At 70.1% G+C, this 24620-nt stretch carries 25 protein-coding genes; 12 read left to right on the top strand and 13 right to left on the bottom strand.

Annotation, left to right across the window (positions count from 1 at the left end; translation table 11 throughout):
* Nucleotides 1-15 precede the first annotated feature (15 nt).
* The 7 genes from ACO073_RS00125 to ACO073_RS00095 all read left to right on the top strand — a co-directional run bounded on the left by ACO073_RS00125 (nt 16) and on the right by ACO073_RS00095 (nt 7307).
* The gene (locus ACO073_RS00125) at nt 16-1296 is read left to right on the top strand and encodes a glutamate-5-semialdehyde dehydrogenase (RefSeq protein ID WP_421994016.1); all 1281 of its coding nucleotides are present in this window, start codon (nt 16-18) and stop codon (nt 1294-1296) included.
* 142 nt (nt 1297-1438) lie between these two features.
* Nucleotides 1439-2497, top strand: coding sequence for a nicotinate-nucleotide adenylyltransferase (locus tag ACO073_RS00120; RefSeq protein ID WP_421994014.1), 1059 nt, complete (start codon nt 1439-1441; stop codon nt 2495-2497).
* Entirely contained in the window at nt 2494-2952 is a 459-nt protein-coding gene (rlmH, locus tag ACO073_RS00115) for a 23S rRNA (pseudouridine(1915)-N(3))-methyltransferase RlmH (RefSeq protein WP_421994012.1), read from the top strand. The genes ACO073_RS00120 and rlmH overlap by 4 nt, the downstream gene beginning before the upstream one ends.
* A 71-nt stretch (nt 2953-3023) precedes the next feature.
* Nucleotides 3024-3623, top strand: a complete 600-nt coding sequence (locus ACO073_RS00110) for a hypothetical protein (RefSeq protein WP_421994010.1) — start codon at nt 3024-3026, stop codon at nt 3621-3623.
* Complete coding sequence (gene gpmI / locus ACO073_RS00105; protein ID WP_421994008.1) at nt 3623-5215, top strand: 2,3-bisphosphoglycerate-independent phosphoglycerate mutase; 1593 nt, start codon at nt 3623-3625, stop codon at nt 5213-5215. Before ACO073_RS00110 ends, gpmI begins: the two co-directional genes overlap by 1 nt.
* A gap of 129 nt (nt 5216-5344) precedes the next feature.
* Complete coding sequence (locus tag ACO073_RS00100; RefSeq protein ID WP_421994006.1) at nt 5345-6748, top strand: S41 family peptidase; 1404 nt, start codon at nt 5345-5347, stop codon at nt 6746-6748.
* Nucleotides 6749-6842: 94 nt separating this feature from the next.
* Nucleotides 6843-7307, top strand: a complete 465-nt coding sequence (locus ACO073_RS00095; RefSeq protein ID WP_421994122.1) for an RNA pyrophosphohydrolase — start codon at nt 6843-6845, stop codon at nt 7305-7307.
* Nucleotides 7308-7472: 165 nt separating this feature from the next.
* On the opposite strand, the gene ACO073_RS00090 is transcribed toward ACO073_RS00095, so the two are convergent.
* The 7 genes from ACO073_RS00090 to ACO073_RS00060 all read right to left on the bottom strand — a co-directional run bounded on the left by ACO073_RS00090 (nt 7473) and on the right by ACO073_RS00060 (nt 15739).
* On the bottom strand, nt 7473-8291 hold the full coding sequence (locus tag ACO073_RS00090; protein ID WP_421994004.1) for a ferritin-like domain-containing protein: 819 nt from the start codon (nt 8289-8291) through the stop codon (nt 7473-7475).
* Nucleotides 8292-8417: 126 nt separating this feature from the next.
* A complete protein-coding gene (atpC, locus tag ACO073_RS00085) occupies nt 8418-8831 on the bottom strand; it encodes an ATP synthase F1 subunit epsilon (protein WP_421994002.1) in 414 nt (137 codons plus the stop codon).
* A 5-nt stretch (nt 8832-8836) separates the two neighbouring features.
* Entirely contained in the window at nt 8837-10261 is a 1425-nt protein-coding gene (gene atpD, locus ACO073_RS00080) for a F0F1 ATP synthase subunit beta (protein ID WP_421994000.1), read from the bottom strand.
* Nucleotides 10262-10297: 36 nt separating this feature from the next.
* Nucleotides 10298-11185, bottom strand: coding sequence for a F0F1 ATP synthase subunit gamma (locus ACO073_RS00075; RefSeq protein ID WP_421993998.1), 888 nt, complete (start codon nt 11183-11185; stop codon nt 10298-10300).
* A gap of 16 nt (nt 11186-11201) precedes the next feature.
* A complete protein-coding gene (atpA, locus tag ACO073_RS00070; protein ID WP_421993996.1) occupies nt 11202-12728 on the bottom strand; it encodes a F0F1 ATP synthase subunit alpha in 1527 nt (508 codons plus the stop codon).
* Nucleotides 12729-13286: a F0F1 ATP synthase subunit delta gene (locus ACO073_RS00065; protein WP_421993994.1), complete on the bottom strand. Its 558-nt coding sequence runs from the start codon at nt 13284-13286 to the stop codon at nt 12729-12731. It abuts the gene before it with no gap.
* Nucleotides 13287-13459: 173 nt separating this feature from the next.
* Complete coding sequence (locus ACO073_RS00060; protein WP_421993992.1) at nt 13460-15739, bottom strand: primosomal protein N'; 2280 nt, start codon at nt 15737-15739, stop codon at nt 13460-13462.
* 119 nt (nt 15740-15858) lie between these two features.
* On the opposite strand from ACO073_RS00060, the gene ACO073_RS00055 reads away from it, so the two are divergent.
* Both ACO073_RS00055 and ACO073_RS00050 read left to right on the top strand, forming a co-directional pair.
* The gene (locus tag ACO073_RS00055; protein ID WP_421993990.1) at nt 15859-16590 is read left to right on the top strand and encodes a DUF484 family protein; all 732 of its coding nucleotides are present in this window, start codon (nt 15859-15861) and stop codon (nt 16588-16590) included.
* A 14-nt stretch (nt 16591-16604) separates the two neighbouring features.
* Entirely contained in the window at nt 16605-17543 is a 939-nt protein-coding gene (locus tag ACO073_RS00050) for a tyrosine recombinase XerC (RefSeq protein ID WP_421993988.1), read from the top strand.
* A gap of 13 nt (nt 17544-17556) precedes the next feature.
* Here the strand turns inward: ACO073_RS00050 and ACO073_RS00045 are convergent, their stop codons facing one another.
* A complete protein-coding gene (locus ACO073_RS00045; RefSeq protein WP_421993986.1) occupies nt 17557-18849 on the bottom strand; it encodes an APC family permease in 1293 nt (430 codons plus the stop codon).
* Nucleotides 18846-19679 carry a dienelactone hydrolase family protein gene (locus tag ACO073_RS00040; RefSeq protein ID WP_421993984.1) on the bottom strand — a complete coding sequence of 278 codons (834 nt, stop codon included), beginning with the start codon at nt 19677-19679 and terminating at the stop codon, nt 18846-18848. Before ACO073_RS00040 ends, ACO073_RS00045 begins: the two co-directional genes overlap by 4 nt.
* Before the next feature lie 119 nt (nt 19680-19798).
* Here ACO073_RS00040 and ACO073_RS00035 point away from each other — a divergent pair, with 119 nt between their 5' ends.
* The 3 genes from ACO073_RS00035 to ACO073_RS00025 all read left to right on the top strand — a co-directional run bounded on the left by ACO073_RS00035 (nt 19799) and on the right by ACO073_RS00025 (nt 21533).
* The gene (locus ACO073_RS00035) at nt 19799-20179 is read left to right on the top strand and encodes a hypothetical protein (RefSeq protein WP_421993982.1); all 381 of its coding nucleotides are present in this window, start codon (nt 19799-19801) and stop codon (nt 20177-20179) included.
* A 62-nt stretch (nt 20180-20241) separates the two neighbouring features.
* A complete protein-coding gene (locus ACO073_RS00030) occupies nt 20242-20748 on the top strand; it encodes an RNA polymerase sigma factor (protein WP_421993980.1) in 507 nt (168 codons plus the stop codon).
* Complete coding sequence (locus tag ACO073_RS00025; protein WP_421993978.1) at nt 20745-21533, top strand: anti-sigma factor family protein; 789 nt, start codon at nt 20745-20747, stop codon at nt 21531-21533. Before ACO073_RS00030 ends, ACO073_RS00025 begins: the two co-directional genes overlap by 4 nt.
* A 165-nt stretch (nt 21534-21698) precedes the next feature.
* Here the strand turns inward: ACO073_RS00025 and ACO073_RS00020 are convergent, their stop codons facing one another.
* The 4 genes from ACO073_RS00020 to ACO073_RS00005 all read right to left on the bottom strand — a co-directional run.
* Nucleotides 21699-22277, bottom strand: a complete 579-nt coding sequence (locus tag ACO073_RS00020) for a VOC family protein (RefSeq protein ID WP_421993976.1) — start codon at nt 22275-22277, stop codon at nt 21699-21701.
* 31 nt (nt 22278-22308) lie between these two features.
* Entirely contained in the window at nt 22309-22575 is a 267-nt protein-coding gene (locus ACO073_RS00015; RefSeq protein WP_421993974.1) for a hypothetical protein, read from the bottom strand.
* A 20-nt stretch (nt 22576-22595) separates the two neighbouring features.
* The gene (gene lpdA, locus ACO073_RS00010; RefSeq protein WP_421993972.1) at nt 22596-24008 is read right to left on the bottom strand and encodes a dihydrolipoyl dehydrogenase; all 1413 of its coding nucleotides are present in this window, start codon (nt 24006-24008) and stop codon (nt 22596-22598) included.
* A gap of 111 nt (nt 24009-24119) precedes the next feature.
* Nucleotides 24120-24620: 2-oxo acid dehydrogenase subunit E2 (locus ACO073_RS00005; protein WP_421993970.1), on the bottom strand; the 501-nt coding region annotated here is incomplete at its 5' end.

Genomic DNA, 24620 nt, shown 5'->3' with positions numbered 1-24620 from the left:
ATACTGGAGCGGCCGATGAACGTTCAGACCAAGCCCGCCGAGGACGCCGCCGCGATCATGGCCGAGCTGGGCGCCCACGCCCGCGAGGCCGCCGCTGCCCTGCGCACGGCCTCGACCGAGGCCAAGAACCGGGCGCTGGCCGAGGCGGCGCGGCTGATCCGCGCCGAGGCCGGCGCGATCCTCGCCGCCAACGCGCGCGACATCGCGGCGGCGCAGGCCGCCGGCATGACGGCGGCGCTGCAGGACCGGCTGCTGCTCACCGAGGCGCGCGTCGAGGCGATGGCCCGCGGCCTCGACGACATCGTGGCCCTGCCCGATCCGGTGGGCGCCGAGATCGAGCGCTGGACGCGGCCGAACGGGCTCGAGATCAGCCGCGTGCGGGTGCCGATCGGCATCATCGGCGTGATCTACGAGGCGCGGCCCAACGTCACCGCCGACGCCGGCGCGCTCTGCATCAAGTCGGGCAACGTCGTGGTGCTGCGCGGCGGCTCCGACAGCTTCCATTCCTCGCGCGCCATCGTCGAGCTGCTGCGCCGGGCGCTCGCGGACGCCGGCCTGCCCGAGGACTGCGTGCAGCTCGTGCCGACCACCGACCGCGCCGCGGTGGGCGAGATGCTGCGCGCCACCGGCTGGCTCGATCTCATCGTGCCGCGCGGCGGCCGGTCGCTGATCGACCGCGTGACCGAGGAAAGCCGCGTCCCCGTCCTGCGCCACTACGACGGGATCTGCCACGTCTATGTCGACCGCGACGCCGACATCGCCATGGCGACCGACCTCGTGGCCAACGCCAAGATGCGCCGCGTCAGCGTCTGCGGCGCCGCCGAGACGCTGCTCGTCGACCGGGCCGCGCTCGACACCCACCTGATGCCGGTGCTGGCGAAGCTGCACGCGCTGGGCTGCGAGGTGCGCGGCGACGCCGAGGTGCAGAAGCGCGACCCGCAGGCGCTCGCCGCCAGCGACAAGGACTGGCGCACCGAGTACCTGGCGCCGGTGATCTCGGTCGCCACGGTCGACGGCGTCGAGGGCGCGATCCGCCACATCGCCCGCTACGGCAGCCAGCACACCGAATCGATCGTCACCGGCAACGAAGCCACGGCGCGGCGCTTCCTGGGCGAGGTCGACAGCGCCATCGTCATGCACAATGCCAGCACCCAGTTCGCCGACGGCGGCGAGTTCGGGCTGGGCGCGGAGATCGGCATCTCGACCAACCGCATGCATGCGCGCGGGCCGGTCGGCCTGGTCGAGCTCACCACCTACAAGAACGTCGTGCGCGGCCAGGGCACGCTGCGCCCATGAGGGGTTGGAAACGCTCCTCCATGCTCCTCTCCCCCGCGAGGGGGAGAGGTTGGGTGAGGGGGTCGCGCGAGCCTTCGATACCCCCTCTCCTGGCCTCTCCCCCTCGCGTGGGAGAGGAACATGAGCTGCGGTGGACATCGCGATGACCGCCGCCCTTCACCCGATGCCGGGCGTGCCGCGCGACACGGCACGGCGGATCGGGCTGCTCGGCGGCTCGTTCAACCCGGCCCACGAAGGCCATCTCCACATCAGCCTGGAGGCGCTGAAGCGGCTCGGCCTCGACGAGGTCTGGTGGCTGGTGTCGCCGCAGAACCCGCTCAAGGCCGGCGACGGCATGGAGCCGCTCGCCACCCGCGTGGCACGCGCCCACCAGATCGTCGGCCTCCATCCGCGGATCCGCATCGACGCGCCCGAGCTGGCGCTGGGCACCCGCTACACGCTCGACACGGTGCGGGCGCTGCGGCGGACCTATCCGCGGGCGCGCTTCGTGTGGCTGATGGGCGCCGACATCCTGCCCCAGCTCGTCGACTGGCGCGGCTGGCGCGAGCTCTTCGAGGCGATCCCCCTCGCCGCCTTCGCGCGGCCGGGCTGGGGCTACCCGGCGCTGGTCGCGCCGGCGCCGCGCGCCTTCGCGGACCATCGTATAATGGCCGATGCGGCGCGCAGCCTGGCCGACCGCCCGCCGCCGGCCTGGTGCTTCCTGCCCGGCCGGCTCGACAGCCATTCGGCCACGGCCATCCGCGCCGCCCGGCCGCGACGCAAGACGAAAGGACAGACCATCAAGGACACGATCCGCACGCTGCCCGACCGCAGCAAGGACGCCGCGGCGCTGCTCGCCCTGGTGCGCCGGTCGCTGGACGAGGACAAGGCCGAGGATGTCGTCGTCATCGACCTCAAGGGGAAGTCGGCCTTCGCCGACTACATGGTGATCGCTTCCGGCCGCTCGAACCGGCAGGTGGTGGCGATCGCCGAGCATCTCGCCGACCGGCTGAAGCAGGCGGGCCACGGCTTCACGCCGGTCGAGGGCAAGCAGACCGGCGACTGGGTGCTGGTCGATGCCGGCGACGTGGTGGTGCATGTCTTCCGGCCCGAGCCGCGCGCCTTCTATGCGCTCGAGAAGATGTGGGCGATGGAGACCGAGGCCGCCAAGCCGAAGGCCGCCCGGCCGGCACGCCCGCGACGGGTCAAGAAGCCGGCGTGAGGCTGACGATCGCCTGCATCGGCCGCGCCGGTCGCGGCCCCGAGCGCGATCTCTACGAACACTATGCCGGCCGCATCCGCTGGCCGCTCGCGCTCCGCGAGCTCGAGGAGAAGAAGAAGCTGCCGCCTGCCCAGCTCATGCTGCGCGAGGGCGAGCTGCTGCTGGCCGCCGCGCCGGCCGGCGCCACCCTGGTGGCCCTCGACCGGCGCGGCAGCCCGCTGGACAGCCAGGCCTTCGCCGACCGGCTCGGCCGCTGGCGGGACGGCTCGGTGTCCGACGTCGCCTTCCTGATCGGCGGCGCCGAGGGCCATGCCGAGCCCCTGCTGGCGAAGGCGGGCCTGGTCCTGTCTTTCGGCGCCATGACCTGGCCGCACCTGCTGGCGCGCGCGATGCTGGCCGAGCAGATCTACCGGGCGCAGCAGCTCCTGGCCGGCCATCCGTATCACCGGGCGTGAATCGCGTCCGGCGTGCGCAAGGCGTCGATTTTGCCTCTGTTCTGACGAAAAAGCGGGGCTACAGTGCACCCATGCGCGTCCCGACCCGCCGCCTCGCGACTGCCCTCGCCGCCGCCCTGCTGACCGGCCTTTCCGCCGCCATGGCCCAGAGCACGCCGGCGGAGACAAGCCCGGGCGACAAGCCGGCCACGCGGCCCGTGCGCAGCATCCCCTACGTGTCGATCACCGGCGACGACGGCCGGCAGCGGCACTACGAGACCAATGCCATCCCGCTTCTCTTCAACCGCGCCTGCTTCGGCTGGCGCATGTATCTCGGCGGGCCGAACCGCGTCGTCTCGCTGAAGGAGGTGCTGACGACCTCGCAGCCGGCCGAGCAGGTGATCGCCGGCCCGGAGACCGAGGTCAGCGACGACAAGACGCGGGCCACCACGCGCATGCTGGAGACGGTGCAGGACGGGGTGCTGCAGCGCTCGTGGTGCATCATCCCGGGCGACCCGCCGGGGACCTACACCTACGACATCACGATCGACGGCGAGCCGCGCGGCGAGTTCGTGTTCTGCGCCATCGAGGTGCCGGACCAGAACCCCAACACCGATCCGCGCGACCTCTCCTGCCCCAACAAGTTCAACTCGGTGCAGCGCACCCCCAACCGTCCCGGCTCGGCATCCTGATGGCTTCTCCGCCCCGTCCCGCGGTCCTGTGCATCCTCGACGGCTGGGGGCATCGGACGGACCGCGACAACAACGCCATCCTCGAAGCTCGCACGCCCAACTATGACCGGCTTGTCGCGACCTGCCCGCAGGGGCTTGTCGATGCCTCCGAAAGCTTCGTCGGCCTTCCCAAGGGGCAGATGGGCAATTCCGAGGTCGGCCACATGAACCTGGGCGCCGGCCGGGTCGCCGTGCCCGAGCTTCCGCGCATCGACAACGCCATCGAGGACGGCTCGCTGGCCAGGCATCCGATCCTGACCGGCCTGATCGACACGCTGAAGAAGAGCGGCAAGGCCTGCCACCTGCTGGGGCTCGCGTCGCCGGGCGGCGTCCATTCGCACCAGGAACATCTCGTCTTCCTCGCCAACCAAATCGCCGGGCATGGCGTCCCGGTCTGGATCCACGCCATCCTGGATGGCCGCGACATGCCGCCCCGCAGCGCGCATGAGTGCCTGCGCCATACCGAGGGCGGCCTGAAGAAGGGCCTGCCGATCCGCTTCGCCACCGTGTCGGGCCGCTACTATCCGATGGACCGCGACAAGCGCTGGGAGCGCGTGTCGCTGGGCTACGATGCCATCGTCGACGCCCGCGGCGAGCACGCCGCGACGCCCCGTGAGGCGGTCGACAGGGCCTATGCCGCCGGGCTCGACGACGAGTTCGTGAAGCCCACCGTGATCGACGGCTACAAGGGCATGCAGGACGGCGACGGGCTCCTGATGTTCAACTTCCGCGCCGACCGCGCCCGCCAGATCCTGACGGCGCTGCTCGACCCGCGGTTCGACGGCTTCGACCGTCCGCGAGTCGTGAAGTTCGGCGCCGCGGTCGGCATGGTCACCTACTCGGCGGCGCTCAACCCGTTCCTCCAGACGCTGTTCCCGCCCGAGACCATCCGCATGGGCCTGGGCGAGTCCGTGTCGAAGGCCGGGCTGCGGCAGCTGCGCATCGCCGAAACCGAGAAGTACGCCCACGTCACCTTCTTCTTCAACGGCGGCGAGGAGCGCGTGTTCGACGGCGAGGAACGCATCCTCGTGCCCTCGCCCAAGGTCCAGACCTACGACCTCAAGCCGGAGATGAGCGCGCCGGAAGTGACGGACAAGCTCGTCGAGGCGATCGGCTCGGGCAGCTTCGACCTCGTGGTCGTGAACTACGCCAACAGCGACATGGTGGGCCATACCGGCGACCTCGGGGCGGCCGTGCGGGCGATCGAGGCCATCGACGCCTGCCTCGGCCGCCTGATGGCGGCGGTCGAGAAGGCGGGCGGCGTCATGCTGGTGACCGCCGACCACGGCAACGCCGAGGAAATGTACGACCCGACGACCCACCAGAAGCACACCCAGCACACGCTGAACCGCGTCCCGGCCCTGCTGTTCAACGCGCCGGCCGGCGTCCGGTCGCTGACCGACGGCAAGCTGGCCGATGTCGCCCCAACCATGCTCGCCCTGATGGGCCTGCCGCAGCCGGACGAGATGACCGGGCATTCGCTGCTGTCGGGCGCGGCCCGTCCTTCGGTGCTGGCGGTGCCCCGGGGCCAGGCCGCGGCGGCCTCGGCGTGATTGTGATGACCCGCGGGCCGGCCTCGCCTTGATACGGCCAAAGAAGCCCCTGTATCCTCGATCCAACGCCCGAAAACATCGAGCCGCCCGGCCGGGATGCCCGGCGGCCATTCCCGTGAAGGCTCCAAAATGACCCGTTTGCGCATCGCCTCCGCCGCCACGATCATGGCCCTGCTGGCCCTGCCCGTCGCCTGGACGGCATGGTCCCAGGACAAGAGCGACCGCAAGAGCACGGGCGGCGACAAGAGCGAGCTCTACCAGCAGCTCAACCTGTTCGGCGACGTGCTGGAGCGCGTGCGGCGCGACTATGTCGAGCCGGTCGAAGAGAAGACCCTGATCGAGAATGCCATCAACGGCATGCTGAGCTCGCTCGACCCGCACTCGAGCTACATGAACCCGAAGACCTACAAGGACATGCAGGTCCAGACCAAGGGTGAGTTCGGCGGGCTCGGCATCGAGGTCACGATGGAGAACGGCGTCGTCAAGGTCGTGTCGCCGATCGACGACACGCCGGCCTCCAAGGCCGGCCTGCAGGCCGGCGATCTCATCTTCGCCCTCGACGGCCAGCCGGTGCAGGGCCTCACCCTGCAGGAGGCGGTCGAGAAGATGCGCGGCAAGGTCGGCGCGCCGATCAAGCTGTCGATCCGCCGGGCCGGCAAGGATCCGTTCGACGTCTCGCTGACCCGCGAGATGATCAAGGTGAAGTCGGTGCGCTACCGGCTCGAGGGCGGCGACATCGGCTACATCCGCGTCACTTCCTTCACCGAGCAGACGACCTCGGGCGTGCTCGACGCCGTCGAGAAGCTCAAGAAGGAGGCCGGCAACAAGCTCAAGGGCTACATCCTCGACCTGCGCAACAATCCGGGCGGCCTGCTCGACCAGGCGATCGCGCTCTCGGACGCCTTCCTCGACAAGGGCGAGATCGTCTCTGTGAAGGCGCGCAAGAACGAGGACGTGCAGCGCTGGAACGCCAAGCCCGGCGACGTCACCGGCGGCCTGCCGATCGTCGTGCTGATGAACGGCGGCTCGGCGTCGGCCTCGGAGATCGTGGCCGGCGCGCTGCAGGACCACCGCCGCGCGATCATTCTCGGCACCCGCTCGTTCGGCAAGGGCTCGGTCCAGACCATCATGCAGGTGACGGGCGGCGGCGCCATCCGCCTGACCACGGCGCTCTACTTCACGCCGTCGGGTCGCTCCATCCAGAAGGAAGGCATCAAGCCCGACATCGAGGTCGAGCCGGCCAAGATCGAGAACCTCACGTCACGGCCGGGCTTCCGCGAGGAGAACCTGCGCCGCTCGATCACCAACCCCAACGACAAGCCTGCCGACACCAAGCCGGCGGACAAGCCGGCCGATGCCAAGCCCGAGGCGGCCAAGCCCGAGGCCGCCAAGCCGGACGACAAGGCCGCCGCCACGCCGGCCCCGGCCCGCGATCCGGACGAGCCGCCGAAGGAGGCCGTCGCCGACTACCAGCTGCTGCGGGCGGCCGACCTGATCCGCGGCATCTCGCTCTACAGCAGCCGCGCCCAGTAAGGAGGGCGCAGCCAGCAGGACGCGGCCAGTGGCCCGCCGGGCGCGTCCGGCGGCCGCCGCCCCGGAAGAGCCGCCGCCGCCCGTCGGCTCGACCATCGGGCGGCCCGCCTACTACCGCCGCAACGTCGGCGTGATGCTGATCGCGCCGGACCGCCGCGTCTTCGTCGGCCGGCGCGCCGGCAGCCCGGAGTCCTGGCAGATGCCCCAGGGCGGCATCGACAAGGGCGAGACGCCTGTCGAGGCGGCCTGCCGCGAGCTGTGGGAGGAGGTCGGCACGACCCGCGCCCTGTTGCTGCGCGAGAGCGCCAAGTGGCTGCTCTACGATGTCCCGGAGGCCGTGCGGCCGGCCCACTGGAAGGGCCGCTGGCAGGGTCAGGCCCAGCGCTGGTTCGCCCTCGCCTTCACCGGCCGCGACTCCGACATCGACATCGCCGCGCACGACCGGGAGTTCGACGCCTGGCAGTGGCTGGCTGCGGACCAGATGCTGGAGCGCATCGTGCCGTTCAAGCGGGCGGTCTACGAGGCCGTGGTCGACGAGTTCCGCGACCTCGTCAGGTAGCTGGCGCCACGCCGTGGCGCGTCCTTGGAGCGCGGACCTCCAGGTCCGCTCATGATCATGATGCGGACCTGGAGGTCCGCGCTTCGATAGCTTCGCGACCTCTCCGTGACGCTCATGGGCTGTCGAAACAATGACGCGCCACAGAGTGGCGCGCCCCCCGCAAGATCAGGCCCCCTGGGCGGCGAGCTTGCTGGCGCGGCGGCGCAGGAACCAGAGGCCGGCGCGGGTCAGCCAGCCGTTCAGCCGACCCTGGGACCGCACGCCGATCGCCTTCAGCACCATGGCGATGGCGCGCTGCACGTGGAACGGCCGGTACAGCGGATAGGCCCGCCGGGCATAGGCCTCCATGCTGCGCTTGCGGTCGTAGACGGCGTCCGCGGGCTCGTTGGCCGCGAAGTAGGCGTAGGCCAGCTCGTCGTCCTCGCTCTCGGCGAGGCGGCCCCAGCCGATGCGCAGGCGGCCCCAGCGGCTCAGCTGGTCGCGCTCGAGGCAGCGGTGGAGATGGTCGTAGAAGAGCTTGTAGTGGCGGAACTCGTCGCCCGCGATGCGGCCGCAGATCTGCTTCAGCACCGGCTCGTCAGTCGCGTCCTTCAGAGCGCTGTAGTAGGAGCTCGTGCCGGTCTCGACGATGCAGCGGGCCATCATCTCGCCGGCCTGGCTGCCGCGTACCGAGGCGTCGGCCGTGAGGGGCAGCTTGTAGCCCTCGCGAAAGCGCGCGAAAGCGCCGTCGAAGTCCCAGCCGGGGTCGGCGAGCTGGGCCCAACGCCCGAGCGCCATGCCGTGCTGCACCTCCTCGTCCGCCCAGGCGTCGACCGTGGCGAGGAAGGCGGGGTCGTCGGCGAAGACGCGATTCAGGTAGATGCGATAGTCGCCGCCGTTGCGTTCCACCAGGGCCGCGGCCTTGATGTTGCGCAGGATCTCCGCATCCACCTTCGACGCATCGAACCGATCCCAGGCGATCGAATCGAGAGTCCAGTTACCCATGATCGAGAACCTTCAGGCGCCCTTGTCGCTTTAACGTAATAAAGCGAGGCCCGGGCCGGCTTGCAATGCCCGTCCGTGCAAAAGTGTCGGGCCCAAATCGCGTTGGCGCTGAAAACAGCCGCCGGATCAACGACTTGCGTAGTAGGCCTGGGCCCTCTTCAGGTCCCGCGCGACGGCCAGGTCCTTCTCGGCCACGACCTTCTCGGCATCGGTCGCGGCATCGGTCAGGTCGTTCTCGGCCCGCCGCTCGCGCTGGTCGAGCTGCTCGACCGTGACCGTCTCGAAGGGCACGGCCTCGTCGGCCAGCACGGTGCAGCGCTCCGGGGTCACCTCGGCGAAGCCGCCGACGATCATGAAGCGCCGCTCGACCTTGCCGCCCTGGTAGACCTCGATCACGCCGGGACGGATCGTCGAGATCAGGGGCGCGTGGCCCGGCAGGACGCCGAAGTCGCCTTCGGTGCCCGGCACGACGACCATGTCGGCCTCCGTCGCGAGGACCTCGCGCTCGGGCATGACGAGACGGAAGAGGACCTTGGCCATCGGGATCAGGCCGCCTCGGCCGCGAGCTTCTTGGCCTTGGTGACTGCTTCCTCGATGGTGCCCACCATGTAGAAGGCGGCCTCGGGCAGTTCGTCGTACTCGCCGGCCACGATGCCCTTGAAGGCCTTGATCGTGTCCTCGAGCTTCACGAACACGCCAGGCGTGCCGGTGAAGACCTCGGCGACGTGGAAGGGCTGGCTGAGGAAGCGCTGGATCTTGCGGGCGCGCGCCACGACCAGCTTGTCCTCTTCGGAGAGCTCGTCCATGCCCAGGATGGCGATGATGTCCTGCAGCGACTTGTACTGCTGCAGCACGCGCTGCACATCGCGGGCGACCGTGTAGTGCTCGTCGCCGACGACGCGCGGGTCGAGCATGCGCGAGGTCGAGTCGAGCGGGTCGACGGCCGGGAAGATCGCCTGCTCGGCGATCGAACGGCTGAGCACCGTCGTCGCGTCGAGATGGGCGAACGAGGTGGCGGGCGCCGGGTCGGTGAGATCGTCGGCGGGCACGTAGATGGCCTGCACCGAGGTGATGGAACCCTTCTTGGTCGAGGTGATGCGCTCCTGCAGGGCGCCCATGTCGGTCGAGAGCGTCGGCTGATAGCCCACCGCCGAGGGGATGCGGCCCAGCAGCGCCGACACTTCCGAGCCCGCCTGGGTGAAGCGGAAGATGTTGTCGACGAAGAACAGAACGTCCTGGCCCTCGGCGTCGCGGAAATACTCGGCCACCGTCAGGCCCGACAGGCCGACGCGCGCGCGCGCCCCCGGCGGCTCGTTCATCTGGCCGTACACCAGCGCCACCTTCGAGCCCGGGCCGTCGAGCTTGATGACGCCCGATTCGATCATCTCGTGATAGAGGTCGTTGCCCTCGCGGGTGCGCTCGCCGACGCCGGCGAACACCGACACGCCGCCGTGCGCCTTGGCGACGTTGTTGATCAGCTCCATGATCGTCACGGTCTTGCCGACGCCGGCGCCGCCGAACAGGCCGATCTTGCCGCCCTTGGCGTAGGGCGCCAGCAGGTCGATGACCTTGATGCCCGTCACCAGGATCTGCGCCTCGGTCGACTGCTCGACGAACTCGGGCGCCTGGCGATGGATCGGCAGGGTCTCCTTGTTGCCGACCGGGCCGCGCTCGTCGACCGGCTCGCCGATGACGTTCAGGATGCGGCCGAGCGTCTCGGGTCCGACCGGCATGGCGATCGGGCCGCCGGTGTCGACCGCCTTCTCGCCGCGGACCAGGCCGTCGGTCGTGTCCATGGCGATGGTGCGGACCTCGGACTCGCCCAGGTGCTGGGCGACTTCCAGCACCAGCTTGCGGCCGTCGGCTTCGACGTGCAGCGCGTTCAGGATGTTCGGCAGGTCGGCGTCGAACCGGACGTCGACGACGGCGCCCGTGATCTGGGTGATCGTGCCGATGTTGTTGGTGGCCATGACGGTATTCCTTCCTTCGATTGCGGTCGGCGCGGGCTAGACGGCCTCGGCGCCGGAGATGATCTCGATGAGTTCCTTGGTGATCGACGCCTGGCGCGAGCGGTTCATCTGCAGCGTCAGCCGCTTGATCATGTCGCCGGCGTTCTTCGTCGCGCCGTCCATCGCCGTCATCTGCGAGCCGTAGAAGCTCGCGGCGTTCTCCAGCAGGACGCGGAAGATCTGGACCGTGAGGTTGCGCGGCAGCAGCTCGGCCAGGATCTCGCCCTCCTCGGGCTCGAACTCGTAGACGGCGCCGCCGACCGAGACCGGCGCGCCGGCCGCCGCCGTCTCCGGCGCGGGCGGCGGAATCAGCTGCTGGCGGGTGACGATCTGGGTCATCGCCGACCGGAACTGGTTGAAGATCACCGTTGCGACGTCGAACTCGCCGGCGTCGAACATGTCCATGACGCGCCTGGCCACGGTCTGCGCGTCCCCGTAGCCGAGCCGCGGCCGCCCGAGGTCGGTGATCGAATCGACGATGTTCGCCGCGAAGTCGCGGCGCAGCTGGTCACGACCCTTGCGGCCGACGGCCAGGATCTTGACCGTCTTGCCCTCGGCCAGCAGCGCGCGGATGAAGCGGCGCGCCTCGCGCACGATCGAGCTGTTGAAGGCGCCGCACAGGCCGCGATCGCCGGTGGCGACGATCACCAGGTGGGTGCGGTCGTCGCCGGTGCCGGCCAGCAGGCGCGGCCCGGTGCCCGGCTTGAAGCTGGCGCCGAGCGAGGCCATCAGATGGTCCATGGCCTCGGCGTAGGGACGCGCCGCCACGGCCTGCTCCTGGGCGCGGCGCAGCTTGGCGGCCGCCACCATCTTCATGGCCTTGGTGATCTTCTGCGTCGACTGGACGCTTCGGATCCGGAGCCGGTAGGTCTTGAGACTGGGCATCGGTGACGGATGTCCCTCAGGCGAACTTCTTGGTGAAGTCGGTCAGGAAGGCCTTCAGCTTGTCGTCCGTCTCCTTGACGATCTCGCGCTTCTCGCGGATCGACGCCAGGATCGAGCCCTCGGCGCGCAGCGCGTCGAGCATCTGGCGCTCGAAGTCGCCGACGCGGCCGACCGGCAGGGTGTCGAGGAAGCCGCGGGTGCCGGAGAAGATCGAGGCGACCTGCTCCTCGACCGGCATCGGGCTGAACTGGCCCTGCTTCAGGAGCTCGGTCAGACGCTGGCCGCGCGCCAGCAGGCGCTGGGTCGAGGCGTCGAGGTCCGAGGCGAACTGCGCGAAGGCCGCCATCTCGCGGTACTGCGCCAGCTCCAGCTTGATGGTGCCGGCGACCTGCTTCATCGCCTTGATCTGCGCCGCCGAGCCGACGCGGCTGACCGACAGGCCGACGTTAATCGCCGGCCGGATGCCCTGGTAGAAGAGCTCGGTCTCGAGGAAGATCTGGCCGTCGGTGATCGAGATCACGTTGGTCGGGATGTAGGCCGACACGTCGCCGGCCTGCGTCTCGATGACCGGCAGCGCGGTGAGCGAGCCCGAGCCGTTCTTGTCGTTCAGCTTGGCGGCGCGCTCCAGCAGGCGCGAGTGGAGATAGAACACGTCGCCGGGATAGGCCTCGCGGCCCGGCGGGCGGCGCAGCAGCAGCGACATCTGGCGGTAGGCGACCGCCTGCTTGGACAGGTCGTCGTACACGATCACGGCGTGCATGCCGTTGTCGCGGAAAAACTCGCCCATGGCGCAGCCGGTATAGGGCGCGAGGAACTGCATCGGCGCCGGATCGGACGCCGTCGCGGCGACGACGATCGAGTATTCCATCGCGCCGTTGTCCTCGAGCGTCTTCACGATCTGCGCGACGGTCGAGCGCTTCTGGCCGACGGCGACGTAGACGCAGTAGAGCTTGCGGCTCTCGTCGGTGCCCTTGTTGATGGGCTTCTGGTTCAGGAACGTGTCGATCGCCACGGCGGTCTTGCCGGTCTGGCGGTCGCCGATGATCAGCTCGCGCTGGCCGCGGCCGATCGGCACCAGGCTGTCGATGGCCTTGAGGCCGGTCTGCATCGGCTCGTTCACCGACTTGCGCGGGATGATGCCCGGCGCCTTGACCTCGACGAGGCGGCGCTCGCTCGAATCGAGCGGCCCCTTGCCGTCGATCGGGTTGCCGAGACCGTCGACCACGCGGCCGAGCAGGCCCTTGCCCACCGGCACGTCGACGATGGCGCCGGTGCGCTTCACCGTGTCGCCCTCGCGGATGCCGCGATCCTCGCCGAAGATCACGACGCCGACATTGTCGCTCTCGAGGTTGAGCGCCATGCCCTTGATGCCGCCCGGGAACTCGACCATCTCGCCGGCCTTGACGCTGTCGAGGCCGTAGACGCGGGCGATGCCGTCACCGACCGACAGGACCTGGCCGACCTCGGCCACCTCGGCCTCGGTGCCGAAGTTGGCGATCTGCTGCTTGAGAATGGCCGAGATCTCGGCGGCGCGGATATCCATTTAAGCAACCCCCTTCATGGCGAGCTGCAGTCGCTGCAGCTTGCTGCGGATGGACGAATCGAAAAGGCGCGAGCCGACCTTGACGACAAGGCCGCCCAGGATGTCGGGCTCGACGTGCGCGTCGATGGAAACCTTGCCGCCGCCCAGCACGGAGCGCAGCGTCTCGCTGAGCTGCTGCAACTGCTGGTCGGACAGCGGGACGGCCGAGGTCACGGTCGCGGTGGTCTCGCCGCGGCGGCTGGCCAGCTCGGCCAGGAACGCGGTGGCCATGGCGACCAGGTCGCGGGCGCGGCCGTTGGCGGCGACGGTGCCGACGAAATTGCGGGTCAGGCCCTGGATGCCGGCGGCGTCGAGCACGGCCAGCAGCGCCTTGCCCTGCACCTCGCGGCCGATCACCGGGCTGGCGAGCAGACGGGCGAAGTCGGAACTCTCGGCAGCCATCTGGCGCAGCGCCTTGAGGTCCTCCGCCACCTGGTCGAGCGCCTTGGCATTGTCCGCCAGTTCGAAAAGGGCGCTGGCATAGCGCCCAGCAACGCCAGAGGTCGCAGAAGTCGACACGTCCAAAGCCTCTCCCCAGCCGCGCTGCCGGGCCGCCAAGTGGTTGAATCCCCGTCTCTTTTCGCGGGAAAACTCCCTCGCGCCGCCCGGAAAAGCGCGCGTTGCTACCATGCGCCCTGTAAAGGCGCAAGGTTACCAAAGCGCTGTATTACCGCGATTTTTCAGCGCGCATGTCACATGAAGGAATAGGGATCGACGTCGATCTGCAGTCGGACCGAACCGGGCAGGCCGATTCGGTCCAGCCAGGCCCGCAGCAGCGGCTGCACCGCGACGTCCCGCGGCGCCTTGAGAAGGAACCGGCGGCGGTGGCGGCCGCGCAGCAGCGCGAGCGGCGCGACCGAGGGTCCGAGCACCGTCACCCCCGGCTGGTGCGGCGCCCGGCGGGCCAGCACGGCGCAGACATTGTCGACCGCGGCGGGATCGGGCCCGGAGACGATCAGCGCCGCCAGGCGGCCGAACGGCGGCATGCCGGCGGCGCGCCGATCGGCCAGTTCGGCGGCGACGAAGCGCTCGCGGTCGCCCGACACCAGCGCCTGCATGACGGGATGCTCCGGCGCATGGGTCTGCACCAGGGCCCGGCCCGGCCGGTCGGCCCGGCCGGCCCGCCCGGCCACTTGGTAGAGCAGTTGGAAGGTGCGTTCGGCCGCCCGGAGGTCGCCGCCGTTCAGGCCGAGATCGGCGTCGACCACCGCTACCAGGGTGAGGTTGGGGAAATGGTGGCCCTTGGCCGCCATCTGCGTGCCGATCAGGATGTCGATCTCGCCGGCGATCATGCGATCGACCGCGGCCGCCGCCTCGTCGCGGTTGAGCAGCGAATCCGAGGTGAAGAGCTCGAGCCGGGCCTCCGGGAAATGCGCCAGCGCTTCTTCGGCCAACCGCTCCACCCCGGGGCCGCAGGCCACGAACTGGTCGACGGCGCCGCAGGAGCGGCAGGCATGGGCCGGCGGCTCGTTGTAGCCGCAATGATGGCAGACCAGCGTCCGCCGGAAGCGGTGCTCGACCAGCCAGGCCGAGCATTGCGGACATTCGATGCCGTGGCCGCAGGCGCGGCACAGCGTGATCGGCGCATAGCCCCGCCGATTGAGGAACAGCAGGGTCTGCTCGCCCGCCGCCAGGACCTGCTTCATCGCCTCGACCACCGGCGGCGACAGCCACTGGCCGCGCGGCGGTGCATTCCGGCGCAGGTCCACCGCCGACAGGGTGGCGAGCTGGCGACCGCCATGGCGGTCCGGCAGATGGACCGCGCCGTAGCGGCCGGTCTGGACGTTGACGACGCTTTCCAGCGAGGGTGTCGCGGAGGCGAGCACGATCGGCGCCGACACCAGGCGGGCCCGCACCACCGCCATGTCGCGGGCATTGTAGGTGACGCCCTCGTCCTGCTTGTAGGAACCGTCATGCTCCTCGTCGACGACGATGAGGCCGAGATGGGCGAACGGCAGGAACAGCGCCGAGCGGGCGCCGACCACGACTCCGACCCGACCCTCGGCGATCGCCCGCCAGGTCTCGCGGCGCTCGAGGCTGGTCAGGCCGGAATGCCAGGCCGCCGGCGGCGCGCCGAACCGCTCCTCGAAGCGCCTGAGCCACTGCGCCGTGAGCGCGATCTCGGGCAGCAGCACCAGGACCTGCCGGCCCGAGGCCAGCGCCGCGGCGATTGCCTCGAAGTAGACCTCGGTCTTGCCGGCGCCCGGGACGCCGTCGAGCAGGGTGGCCGAGAACGTATGGGCCAGCACCCGGTCGACCAGTCCCTGGGCGGCCACGGCCTGCTCGGCCGAGAGCGTCGGGCCGGGCCGCTGTCCGTCGGGCTGGGGGAACGACCGCCGCATCGTGCGCTCGACGCCCTCGAGCAGGCCGATCCCCGCCATGGCCTTGATCACCGCGGTGCCGACCCCGGCCAGAAGCGCCAGCTCGGCCGCCGGCAGGGCCGGTCCGTCGGCGAGCTGCGCCAGCACGCGGCGGCGGGCGGCGGTGATCTTCAGGGCGGCGTCGTCCGGCGGCGGCGCGGCGCGATAGACGATCTCGGTGCGCGGCGCCTCCAGCGCCGAGGGCACGCTCATGGCCATGCGCAGCACCGCCCCGGGCGGCGCCAGCGTGTAGGCCGCCACCCATTCGACGAAGCGGCGCAGCGCCTCGGCCATCGGCAGGGCGGGCAAAACCTCGGCAATATCTCGCAGCCTGGCCGCCGCCACCTCGCCCGAGCCGTCGCCCCACACCACCCCGATCGTCAGCCGCTTGCCCAGCGGAACGATCACGAAATGGCCCGGCGCGACCTCGAGGTCAGGGGGTACCGCATAGTCGTAGGCATCCGCCAGCGGCAGCGGCAGCAGGACCCGGACCGTCCGCCGGGCGACGTTTTCCACCGGGGCCGAGGGCGGCGCCGCGGCGTCCTCGGCTTGTCGCTCGGGGGCGGAATCGCTAGAAATTGTGGCAGATGGCGCGTCCGAACCACAGGACATTGGGGCAGTTTATATGAAGTTCCGGACCGATACTGCCGATGTCCCGCCTTCGACGGCCTCGCCCGCTGCAGCCGACCCCTTCTCTGACCGGGAGCCCAGCATGGGACGCGGAGCGACACATGGGTAACGACGGCACCGTCACGGCGCCCGATGGCTCGGGCCGCCAGGTCAAGGTCATCACGGCCGACGACGTCATCGCCTATCTCAAGGCCCATCCCGACTTCTTCGAGCGCCACGGCGAGCTGGCCGCGGAGCTCGGCGTCACGCCGCGCGTCCAGGGGCCGGGCGTCATCGACATGCAGCAGGCGATCCTGAAGCGCCTGCGCAGCGAGATCGACCGGCTGAAGGACGAGCGCACCGAGATCATCGCCAACTCCAAGCAGAACCAGATCGTCCAGAACCGCATCCAGGCGGCGGTGATCAGCATCATCCAGGCCTCGACCTTCGAGAAGATGATCCATGTCGTCACCCACGAGCTGCCGGAGCTGCTCGACGTCGACTTCATCACGCTCGCGATCGAGGCCAACGCCGACGCGCCCAAGCGCGTGCCGGTGCGCGGCGTCTACGTGCTGGCGCCGGGCGCCATCGATGCCGCCATCGGCCCCGACAAGCACGCCCGCCTGCGGTCCGAGATCGTGGGCGAGGAGGCTTTCTTCGGCGACGTCTCCCGCTTCGTGAAATCCGACGTGCTGATGCGGCTGCGCGTCTCCTCGGGTTCGCCCGACGGGGTGATGTGCTTCGGCTCGCGCGATCCCCAGGCCTTCGGGCCCGAGCAGGCGACCGAGCTGCTGTTCTTCCTCGCCAAGGTGCTCGAGAACACGATCCGAGCCTGGCTCGACCTGCCCGAATAACGGGCCCGCCCGGGATGACGGCCAGCGTCGATAGCGCCCGGGAAGCCTGGCGCGACTGGCTGACGAGCGAGCGCCGGCTCGCCCGTCACACGCTGGTCGCCTACGAGCACGACGTGGCGTCTTTCCTGGGCTTCATGACGACCTATCTCGGGGCGCCGCCCAGCCTGGAGGCGCTGGGCAAGCTGAAGCCGGCGGAGTTCCGCGCCTGGCTGGCGGAGCGCGCGCGGCTCGGGCTCGCCCGCACCTCGACGGCGCGGGCCTTCTCCTCGGTCCGCTCGTTCTTCCAGTTCCTCGACAAGCGCGGGCTGGCCCGCAATGCCAGCATCGGCCTGATCCAGACTCCGAAGCTGCCGCACTCGGTGCCGAAGGCGCTGAGCGAGCCCGACATGGAGGAGTTTCTCGAGGTGCCGGCGCAGCAGGAGCGCGAGGCCTGGCTCGACCGGCGCGACACCGCCGTCCTGCTCCTGCTCTACGGCGCCGGGCTGCGCATCGGCGAGGCCCTCAGCCTCACCCGCTCGGAAGTCGAGGACCTGCTGGCGTCCGGCCGCGACACGCTCTCCGTCACCGGCAAGGGCAACAAGACCCGCATCGTGCCGCTCCTGCCGCAGACGCTGGCGGCACTGCGCGCGTACCGCGACGCCTGCCCGTTCCTGTCCGCCCGCAGGCCGGGCGATTCCTTCTTCGTCGGCGCGCGCGGCGGCGCCCTCGATCCGGCGATCGTGCAGAAGCGGGTGCGCGAGATGCGGCGCGAGCTGGGCCTCGCCGACAGCGTGACGCCGCATGCGCTGCGCCATTCCTTCGCCACCCATCTGCTGGGCGCCGGCGGCGACCTCCGCACCATCCAGGAGCTGCTCGGCCACGCCTCGCTGTCGACGACCCAGCGCTACACCGCCGTCGACGCCACGCGCCTCGCCGCCGTCTATCGCGCCGCGCATCCGCGCGCCAAGAGATGACGGTGCCGGCCGCTCAGCGGCGGCCGAGCCGCCACAGGACGTAGCCCTCGACCGCCAGGCTGCCGCCGATCGCCGCCGCGATCATCAGGATGGTCGAGGGCCGCTCGTGCCACAGGTGGGCGCATAGGGCGAGCAACACGACGGTCATCAGGGCCGCGCCGGCCCCGATCAGCAGCCGCGAGCCGCCGACCTTCTCATGCAGGCGCCAGTGGGCGGCGAAGACCGCGAGATAGCAGACCAGGAACGCCGCGCCGGCGATATGGGCGACCCGCGACAGGTCGAACAGGTTGATCATCACCAGGACCGCCCCGGCGGACCAGACGAGCCCGTGGGTGCCCTGGCCCCAGGCCGCGCGCGCGAAGATCGGCGGCAGCTGGCCGCGATGAGCGAGCTCGCGTGAGATCTCCAGCGCCGAGAAGATGCTGGCGTTGATGGCCGATGCCGTGGCGAACAGCGCGCCGATCGACACGAAGACGAAGCCGGCATTGCCGAGGACCGGCTTGGCCGCCTGCGCCACCGCCGTTTCCGCGTGCGCGGCGAGCTGTGCGCTGGTCAGGTTGCCCAGGACGACGACGGCGAGGGCGATGTAGAGGACGATGACCACGCCGATCGCCAGGTAGATCGCGCGGGGAATGGTGCGGCCGGGATCCCTCACATGGCCGGCGGCGTTGGCCATCATGCCATAGCCGGCATAGGCGAAGAAGGTGAGGCCGACGCTTGCCAGCAGGGCACGCGGCCCGACGCTCGGCGACTGGGTGAGCATCGCGGGCTCCAGCCCCTGCAGGCCCGCCAGCATCAGCACCACCAGGATCACGAGCTTGATGACGACCAGCGCCTCCTCGGCACGCCCCACCGCGTGCGAACCCACCATGTTGATCCAGACGATGGCGATCACGATCGCCGACGCGAAGGCGTTGGTGTAGAGGCGCGGCGCATCGCCGCCCGGCAGCATGTGGCTGGCGTAGGTGCCGAAGGTCTTGGCGACCATCACGATCGTGACGACCAGGGTGACGAGGTAGAGGACCGACAGGCCGCCCGCGATCACGCGCGCGGGAAAGGCCTTGTCGTAGTAGTCCATGATGCCGCCCGAGCTCGGGAAGCGGGCGGCCAGCCGGGCATAGGAATAGCCCGACAGCAGGGCGACCACGCCGCCGATCAGGAACGACAGGTAGACGTCGCTCCCCGCCATCAGCGCCGCCTGGCCGAGCAGCGCGAAGATGCCGGCGCCGACCATCGACCCGATGCCGAGCGACGCGACACTCCAGACCGTGAGGTGCCGGCGGTGGTGGGCGGCGTCGACCGTCACTTCGCCAGGGTCCTCGCCAGGAACGTCTTCACGTCCTCGACGAATGCCGCCCAGGCCTTCTGGTTGGCGCCGTAGTGGGCGCCGCAGCAATCGTTCGGCTTGCTGCGGTTGCCCACGTCCTTGAGATAGCGCACCGGCAGGCCGAGCGCGTCGAAACTGTGATGCGCGCCCTCGTAGACCTTCGTCTCAACCAGGTCGCGGCCCTGCACGATGCGGTCGATCGCGGCCTGGCACTGCGAGACCGGCGTCCAGTCATCGAGCGCGCCCATCGCGAACAGGGTGGGTTGCCGCACCGCGAGCTTCGGTCCCAGCGCATCGGCCAGCCCGCAGTCGGGATAGACCAGGATGGCGGCCCGCGCCGGCGACGGGGCCGCGGCATCGGCCCGCTGCAGCGCCCGCAGGGCCGCGACGCCGCCGCCGTAGGAATAGCCCATGAAGGCGATGCGTCCGGCAACGACGAAGCTCTGCTTCGCCAGCCAGGCGAGGGCGGCATCGATGTCGAGCGCGCGGGTCTCGGCGTCGCGCTGGGTGGGCCAGTTCGCCCGCCCGCAGACGTCCTTCAGGCGGCGCGCCGAGAAGCTGTCGACGACCAGCGCCACATAGCCCCAGGAGGCGAGGAGGCCCGCCATGCGCGCCGTGTTCTGCCCGGGGCCGCCGCACCCGTGGAAGATCGCAACGGCGGGCGACGGGCCGGCGCCGGGCGGCTTGAAGAGCTGCGCGGCGAGCTGGAGCGTGCGACCGCCCTGCTCCACCGGCACATGCACGGCCTGTTGTGCCAAGGCCGGCGTCGCGCCGACCACGGCGAGAAGGAACAGGAGACGTGCGAACATCGCGGCACACTATCGGACGCCGGGCATCGGACTCCCAGCGAAGATTTCGATCGACGCCGGGAATAAACCGCCGCCGCCGGCGTCTTCCCCGGGCAGCCTTCGTCTGCCGAGGAGATCCGATGCTCAAGCTTCTGTCGTTTTCCGCCGCCGCCACCGTCCTGCTCGCCGCCACCGCCTTCGCCGGCGATCCGGTGGCCGCGCCGCCCATGGCCAAGGGCGGCATGTTCGTCGATGCCAAGGGCATGACGCTCTACACGTTCGACAAGGACACGCCCGGCAAGTCGGTGTGCAACGGCCAGTGCGCCACCAACTGGCCGCCCCTGCTGGTCGCCGACGGCGGCAAGGCCTCGGGCGACTGGACCATCGTCGTGCGCGACGGCGGCCTGAAGCAGTGGGCCTACAAGGGCAAGCCCGTCTACGCCTGGGTCAAGGACACCAAGCCCGGCGACACGACCGGCGACGGCTTCCTGAACGGCGCCTGGCACGTCGCCAAGCCCTGACACGGAGCCGGTGGTCCGGCACCGGCGTGCGCGCCGGTGCCGGGCCACCTAGATTGAGACGCATGGCCGACCCGGCCCTCCTGCTCGAGCCGCTGATCCCCGCGTTGCGCCGTCATGCCTTCGCCCTGGTGCGCGAGCATGCCGGCGCCGACGACCTCGTGCAGGACACGCTCGAGCGCGCCCTGTTGCACTGGGGATCGCGTCGTCCCGACGGCGACCTGCGCGCCTGGCTGTTCACCATCCTGCGCAACCTGCATCTCGACGCTCGCCGGCGGTCGAGCCGGCGCGGCACGTCCGTCGCGATCGACGACACCGACCTGGCCGATCCGGCGACCTCGCCCGAGGCGGCTGCCGAGGCGCGCGACGTGCTCGCCGCACTCGACCGGCTGCCCGAGGAGCAGAAGTCGCTGCTGCTGCTGGTCGGCGTCGAGGACTTTTCCTACGACGAGGCCGCGCGCATCCTCGGCCTGCCGATGGGAACGGTGATGTCGCGCCTGTCGCGGGCACGGCAGAAGCTGCGCTCGATGGTCGAGGGCGTGCGCCCGACCCTTCTGCGGAGAGTGAAATGATCGGCGACGACCATCCGATCGGCGAGGACGAGCTGCAGGCCTATGTCGACGACCGGCTCGAGGCCGGCCGGCGCGCGGCGGTCGAGGCCCATCTCGCCCTCCATCCCGAGGTGCGCGAGCGGATCCTGGCCGACCGCCGTCACCGCGCCGCGCTGCGCGCCCAGCTCCAGGCCAAGGCCGACGAGCCGATCCCGGCGCGGCTGCGCATCGCCAGCCTGCAGGCCGCGCGGCGCAACCGGCTGTGGCGGCGTTCGGGCCTCGCGGCGGCGGCCGTGCTGCTTTTCGTGGCCGGCACCGGCGCCGGCTGGCTCGCCAACGACGGCATGTCCGAGACCCGGGTCGCGGCCGCGCCCACGGCCGTCATCGCCCAGGGCGCGACGGCCGCCTTCCGCACCTTCGTCGTCGAGGTGGCCCATCCAGTCGAGGTCGGCGCCGCGCAGGAAGCGCATCTGCTGCAATGGCTGTCGAAGCGGCTGGGCCGCCGGCTCGAGGCGCCCGACCTCGGACGGTTCGGCTTCCGCCTGATCGGCGGCCGCCTGCTGCCTGCCGACAGCAGCGCCGCCGCCCAGCTCATGTACGAGGACGCGACGGGCCGCCGGCTGACGGTCTATGTCCGCGCCGCCGACGGCACCGAGACGGCGTTCCGCTTCAAGGCCGAGGGCAACACGGCGACCTTCGCCTGGATCGACCAGGGCTTCGGCTTTGCCGTCACCGCGATGGCCAGCCGCGACGAGCTGCTCCCGATCGCCGAGGCCGTCTACAAGGGCCTGACGCCAAAGGGGTGAGGAAGCCGCCCCCTCACCTAACCTCTCCCCCTCGCGAGGGAGAGGAACATGAAAGGAAGAAAATCAGCCCTCGTCCCCGTCTTCCTCAGGCTCCTCTCTCCCTTGGGGGAGAGGCTGGGTGAGGGCGTGACTGAGGGAGCGTCGACAAGCCGACGGCGGACCCGCCTACTCCGCCGGCGCGGCCGCCTTGGCGAAGGTCGGGATGCCCTCGGTACGGTCGTCGAGCGCCTCGGCGCCCTCGGTGGGCAGCACCTTGACGTAGTTCAGCGCGCCGTTGATGTCGCCCTGCCACACGTCCTTGGGCAGGTCGTAGACGAACTCGACGCCATAGCCGTTGGGATCGTGGATGTAGAGGCTGTGCGTCATGCCGTGCTCGACGCGGCGGTCGAACTTCACGCCCTTCTCCTGGAGGTAGGCCAGGTGCTCCATCCAGGCCTCGCGGCTCGGCATGGTGATGGCGATGTGGTTGACGGCGCACGGCATGCCGAACATCGACCAGTTCTCCGGCGGCGCCGGCAGGTCGCGATTCTCGACCAGGGCGACGTCGTGATGGTGCGACGTGCCGTCCTCGCGCACGCCCGAGTAGAAGCGCATCTTGGGCGGGTTCGGCCGCTCCTTGGTCGGCGTGAGCTGGCCGACCTGGCGGAAGCCGACGATCTCCGTCCAGAAGCGATGGGATTCCTCGATGTCGCGGACGTTCAGCACGAGGTGATTGACGCCGCGCGGTGTTACCGGGCCATTCATGGCGGATCCTCCTGTTGCCGCCATGATAGCCCTATTTGCCGGGGTCCGTCAGGTCCTCGAATTCCTTGAGATGGGAGGGCGCCCAGCGGTGGTCGCGGGCCCGCTCGATCCAGCGGTTGAGGGAGGGCCAGCGCCGCCGGGCCCGCTTCACCCATTCCCGCCCGATCTCGAACTCGGTGGCCAGCAGGTAGAGGGCAATCACGAAGAAGATCCAGCCCTGAAGGATCGGAATCAGGCCGCCCACCACCGACATCGCGAGGCAGGCGATGATCGCCACCACCATGAGGGGCTTGCGCACGGACCCTGCCCCGCGCCCGGCTAGAGGTGGATGGGCTTGTCCCACGCCGCGAGGGCGGCCTCCTTCAAGGCCTCGCTGACCGTGGGATGGGCATGGCAGACGCGCCCGATATCCTCGGCGGAGGCGGAGAATTCCATGGCCATGGCGGCCTCGGCGATCATCGTGCCGGCCTCGGCGCCGATGATGTGCACGCCCAGGACCTTGTCGGTCGCCTTGTCGGCCAGGACCTTCACGAAACCCTCCGTCGCTGCGTTGGCGCGGCTGCGCGGGTCGGCGGTGAACGGGTACTTGCCGACCTTGTAGGCAACGCCGGCTGCTTTCAGTTGTTCCTCGGTCTTGCCGACCCAGGCGACCTCGGGCTGGGTGTAGATGACCGAGGGAACGAGATCCCAGTTCACGTGGCCCTTCTGGCCGGCCAGGGTCTCGACGCAGGCGATGCCGTCCTCGCTCGCCTTGTGGGCCAGCATCGGTCCGTCGATCACGTCGCCGATGGCGTAGATGCCGGGAACCGAGGTCTGGAAATGGCCGTCGACGGCGATGCGACCGCGCTCGGTGAGCTTCACGCCGGCCTTGTCGAGGCCGAGCCCCGCCACGTAGGGACGGCGGCCGATCGCGACCAGTACGATGTCGGCGTGCAGGGTCTCGGCGGCCCCGCCCTTGGCCGGCTCGACGGTGAGGGTGACGCCCTCGCCACTGGCGTCGGCGCTGGTGACCTTCGAGCCCAGCCGGAACTTCAGCCCCTGCTTGGCGAGCGCCCGCTGCAGGTGCTTGGTGACCTCGTCGTCGACGCCGGGCGTGATGCGATCGAGGAACTCGATCACCGTGACCTCCGCGCCGAGGCGCCGCCACACCGAGCCGAGCTCGAGGCCGATGATGCCGGCGCCCACCACGACGAGATGCGCCGGGACCTCGGCGAACTCGAGCGCGCCGGTCGACGACACGATCTTCTTCTCGTCGACCGTCACGCCCGGCAGGGGCATCACTTCAGAGCCGGAGGCGATCAGGATGGTCTTCGTCGCCAGGGTCTCCTTGACCGACCCGTCATCGCCCACAACGGCGACCGAGCCGGCCGCCTCGATGCGGCCGCTGCCCTGGAAGGCCGTGATCTTGTTCTTGCGGAAGAGGAAGGCCACGCCCTTGGTCGTCGCGTCCACGACCTCGCCCTTGCGCTTCATCATCTGGGCGAGATCGAGCCGGGGCGGTTCGACGGCGATGCCGTGCGCGGCGAGATCGTGACCCGCCGCCTCGAAGAGGTGCGAGGACTGCAGCAGCGCCTTGGACGGAATGCAGCCGACGTTCAGGCAGGTGCCGCCGAACGTGGCGCGCTTCTCCACCATCGCGACCTTCATGCCGAGCTGCGCGGCGCGGATGGCGGCGACGTAGCCGCCCGGTCCGGCACCGATCACGACGAGATCGAAGGTTTCGTTTGCCATGGTTTGACGCCGCTCCAAACTTCGGTGTCATCCCGAGCGCAGCGAGGGACCTTTGCTGAGCCGGAAAGGTCCCTCGGGCTTCGCCCTCGGGATGACAGCGTTACCGATCCCTCACACCTCGAGCAGCAGCCGCTCGGGATCCTCGAGGCATTCCTTGATGCGGACCAGGAACAGCACGGCCTCGCGCCCGTCGATGATCCGGTGGTCGTAGGAGACGGCGAGATACATCATCGGCCGCACCTTGATCTCGCCGCCGACGACCATCGGGCGCTGCTGGATCTTGTGCATGCCGAGGATCGCCGACTGCGGCGGGTTGAGGATCGGCGTCGACATCAGCGAGCCGTAGACGCCGCCGTTGGAGATGGTGAAGGTGCCGCCGGTCAGGTCCGCGATGGTGAGCTTGCCGTCGCGCGCCTTGCGGCCGAGGTCGCCGATCGTCTTCTCGATCCCGCCGAACGACAGCGTGTCGGCGTCGCGCACGACCGGCACGACCAGGCCCTGCGGCGTGCCGACGGCGACGCCGATGTCGTAGTAGTTCTTGTAGACGATGTCGTCGCCTTCGATCTCGGCGTTGACGGCGGGCAGTTCCTTGAGGCCCGCGATGGCGGCCTT

Source organism: Reyranella sp. (assembly GCF_965229815.1).
GTDB lineage: Bacteria > Pseudomonadota > Alphaproteobacteria > Reyranellales > Reyranellaceae > Reyranella.
This window is presented reverse-complemented; position numbering and strand designations above follow the sequence as displayed.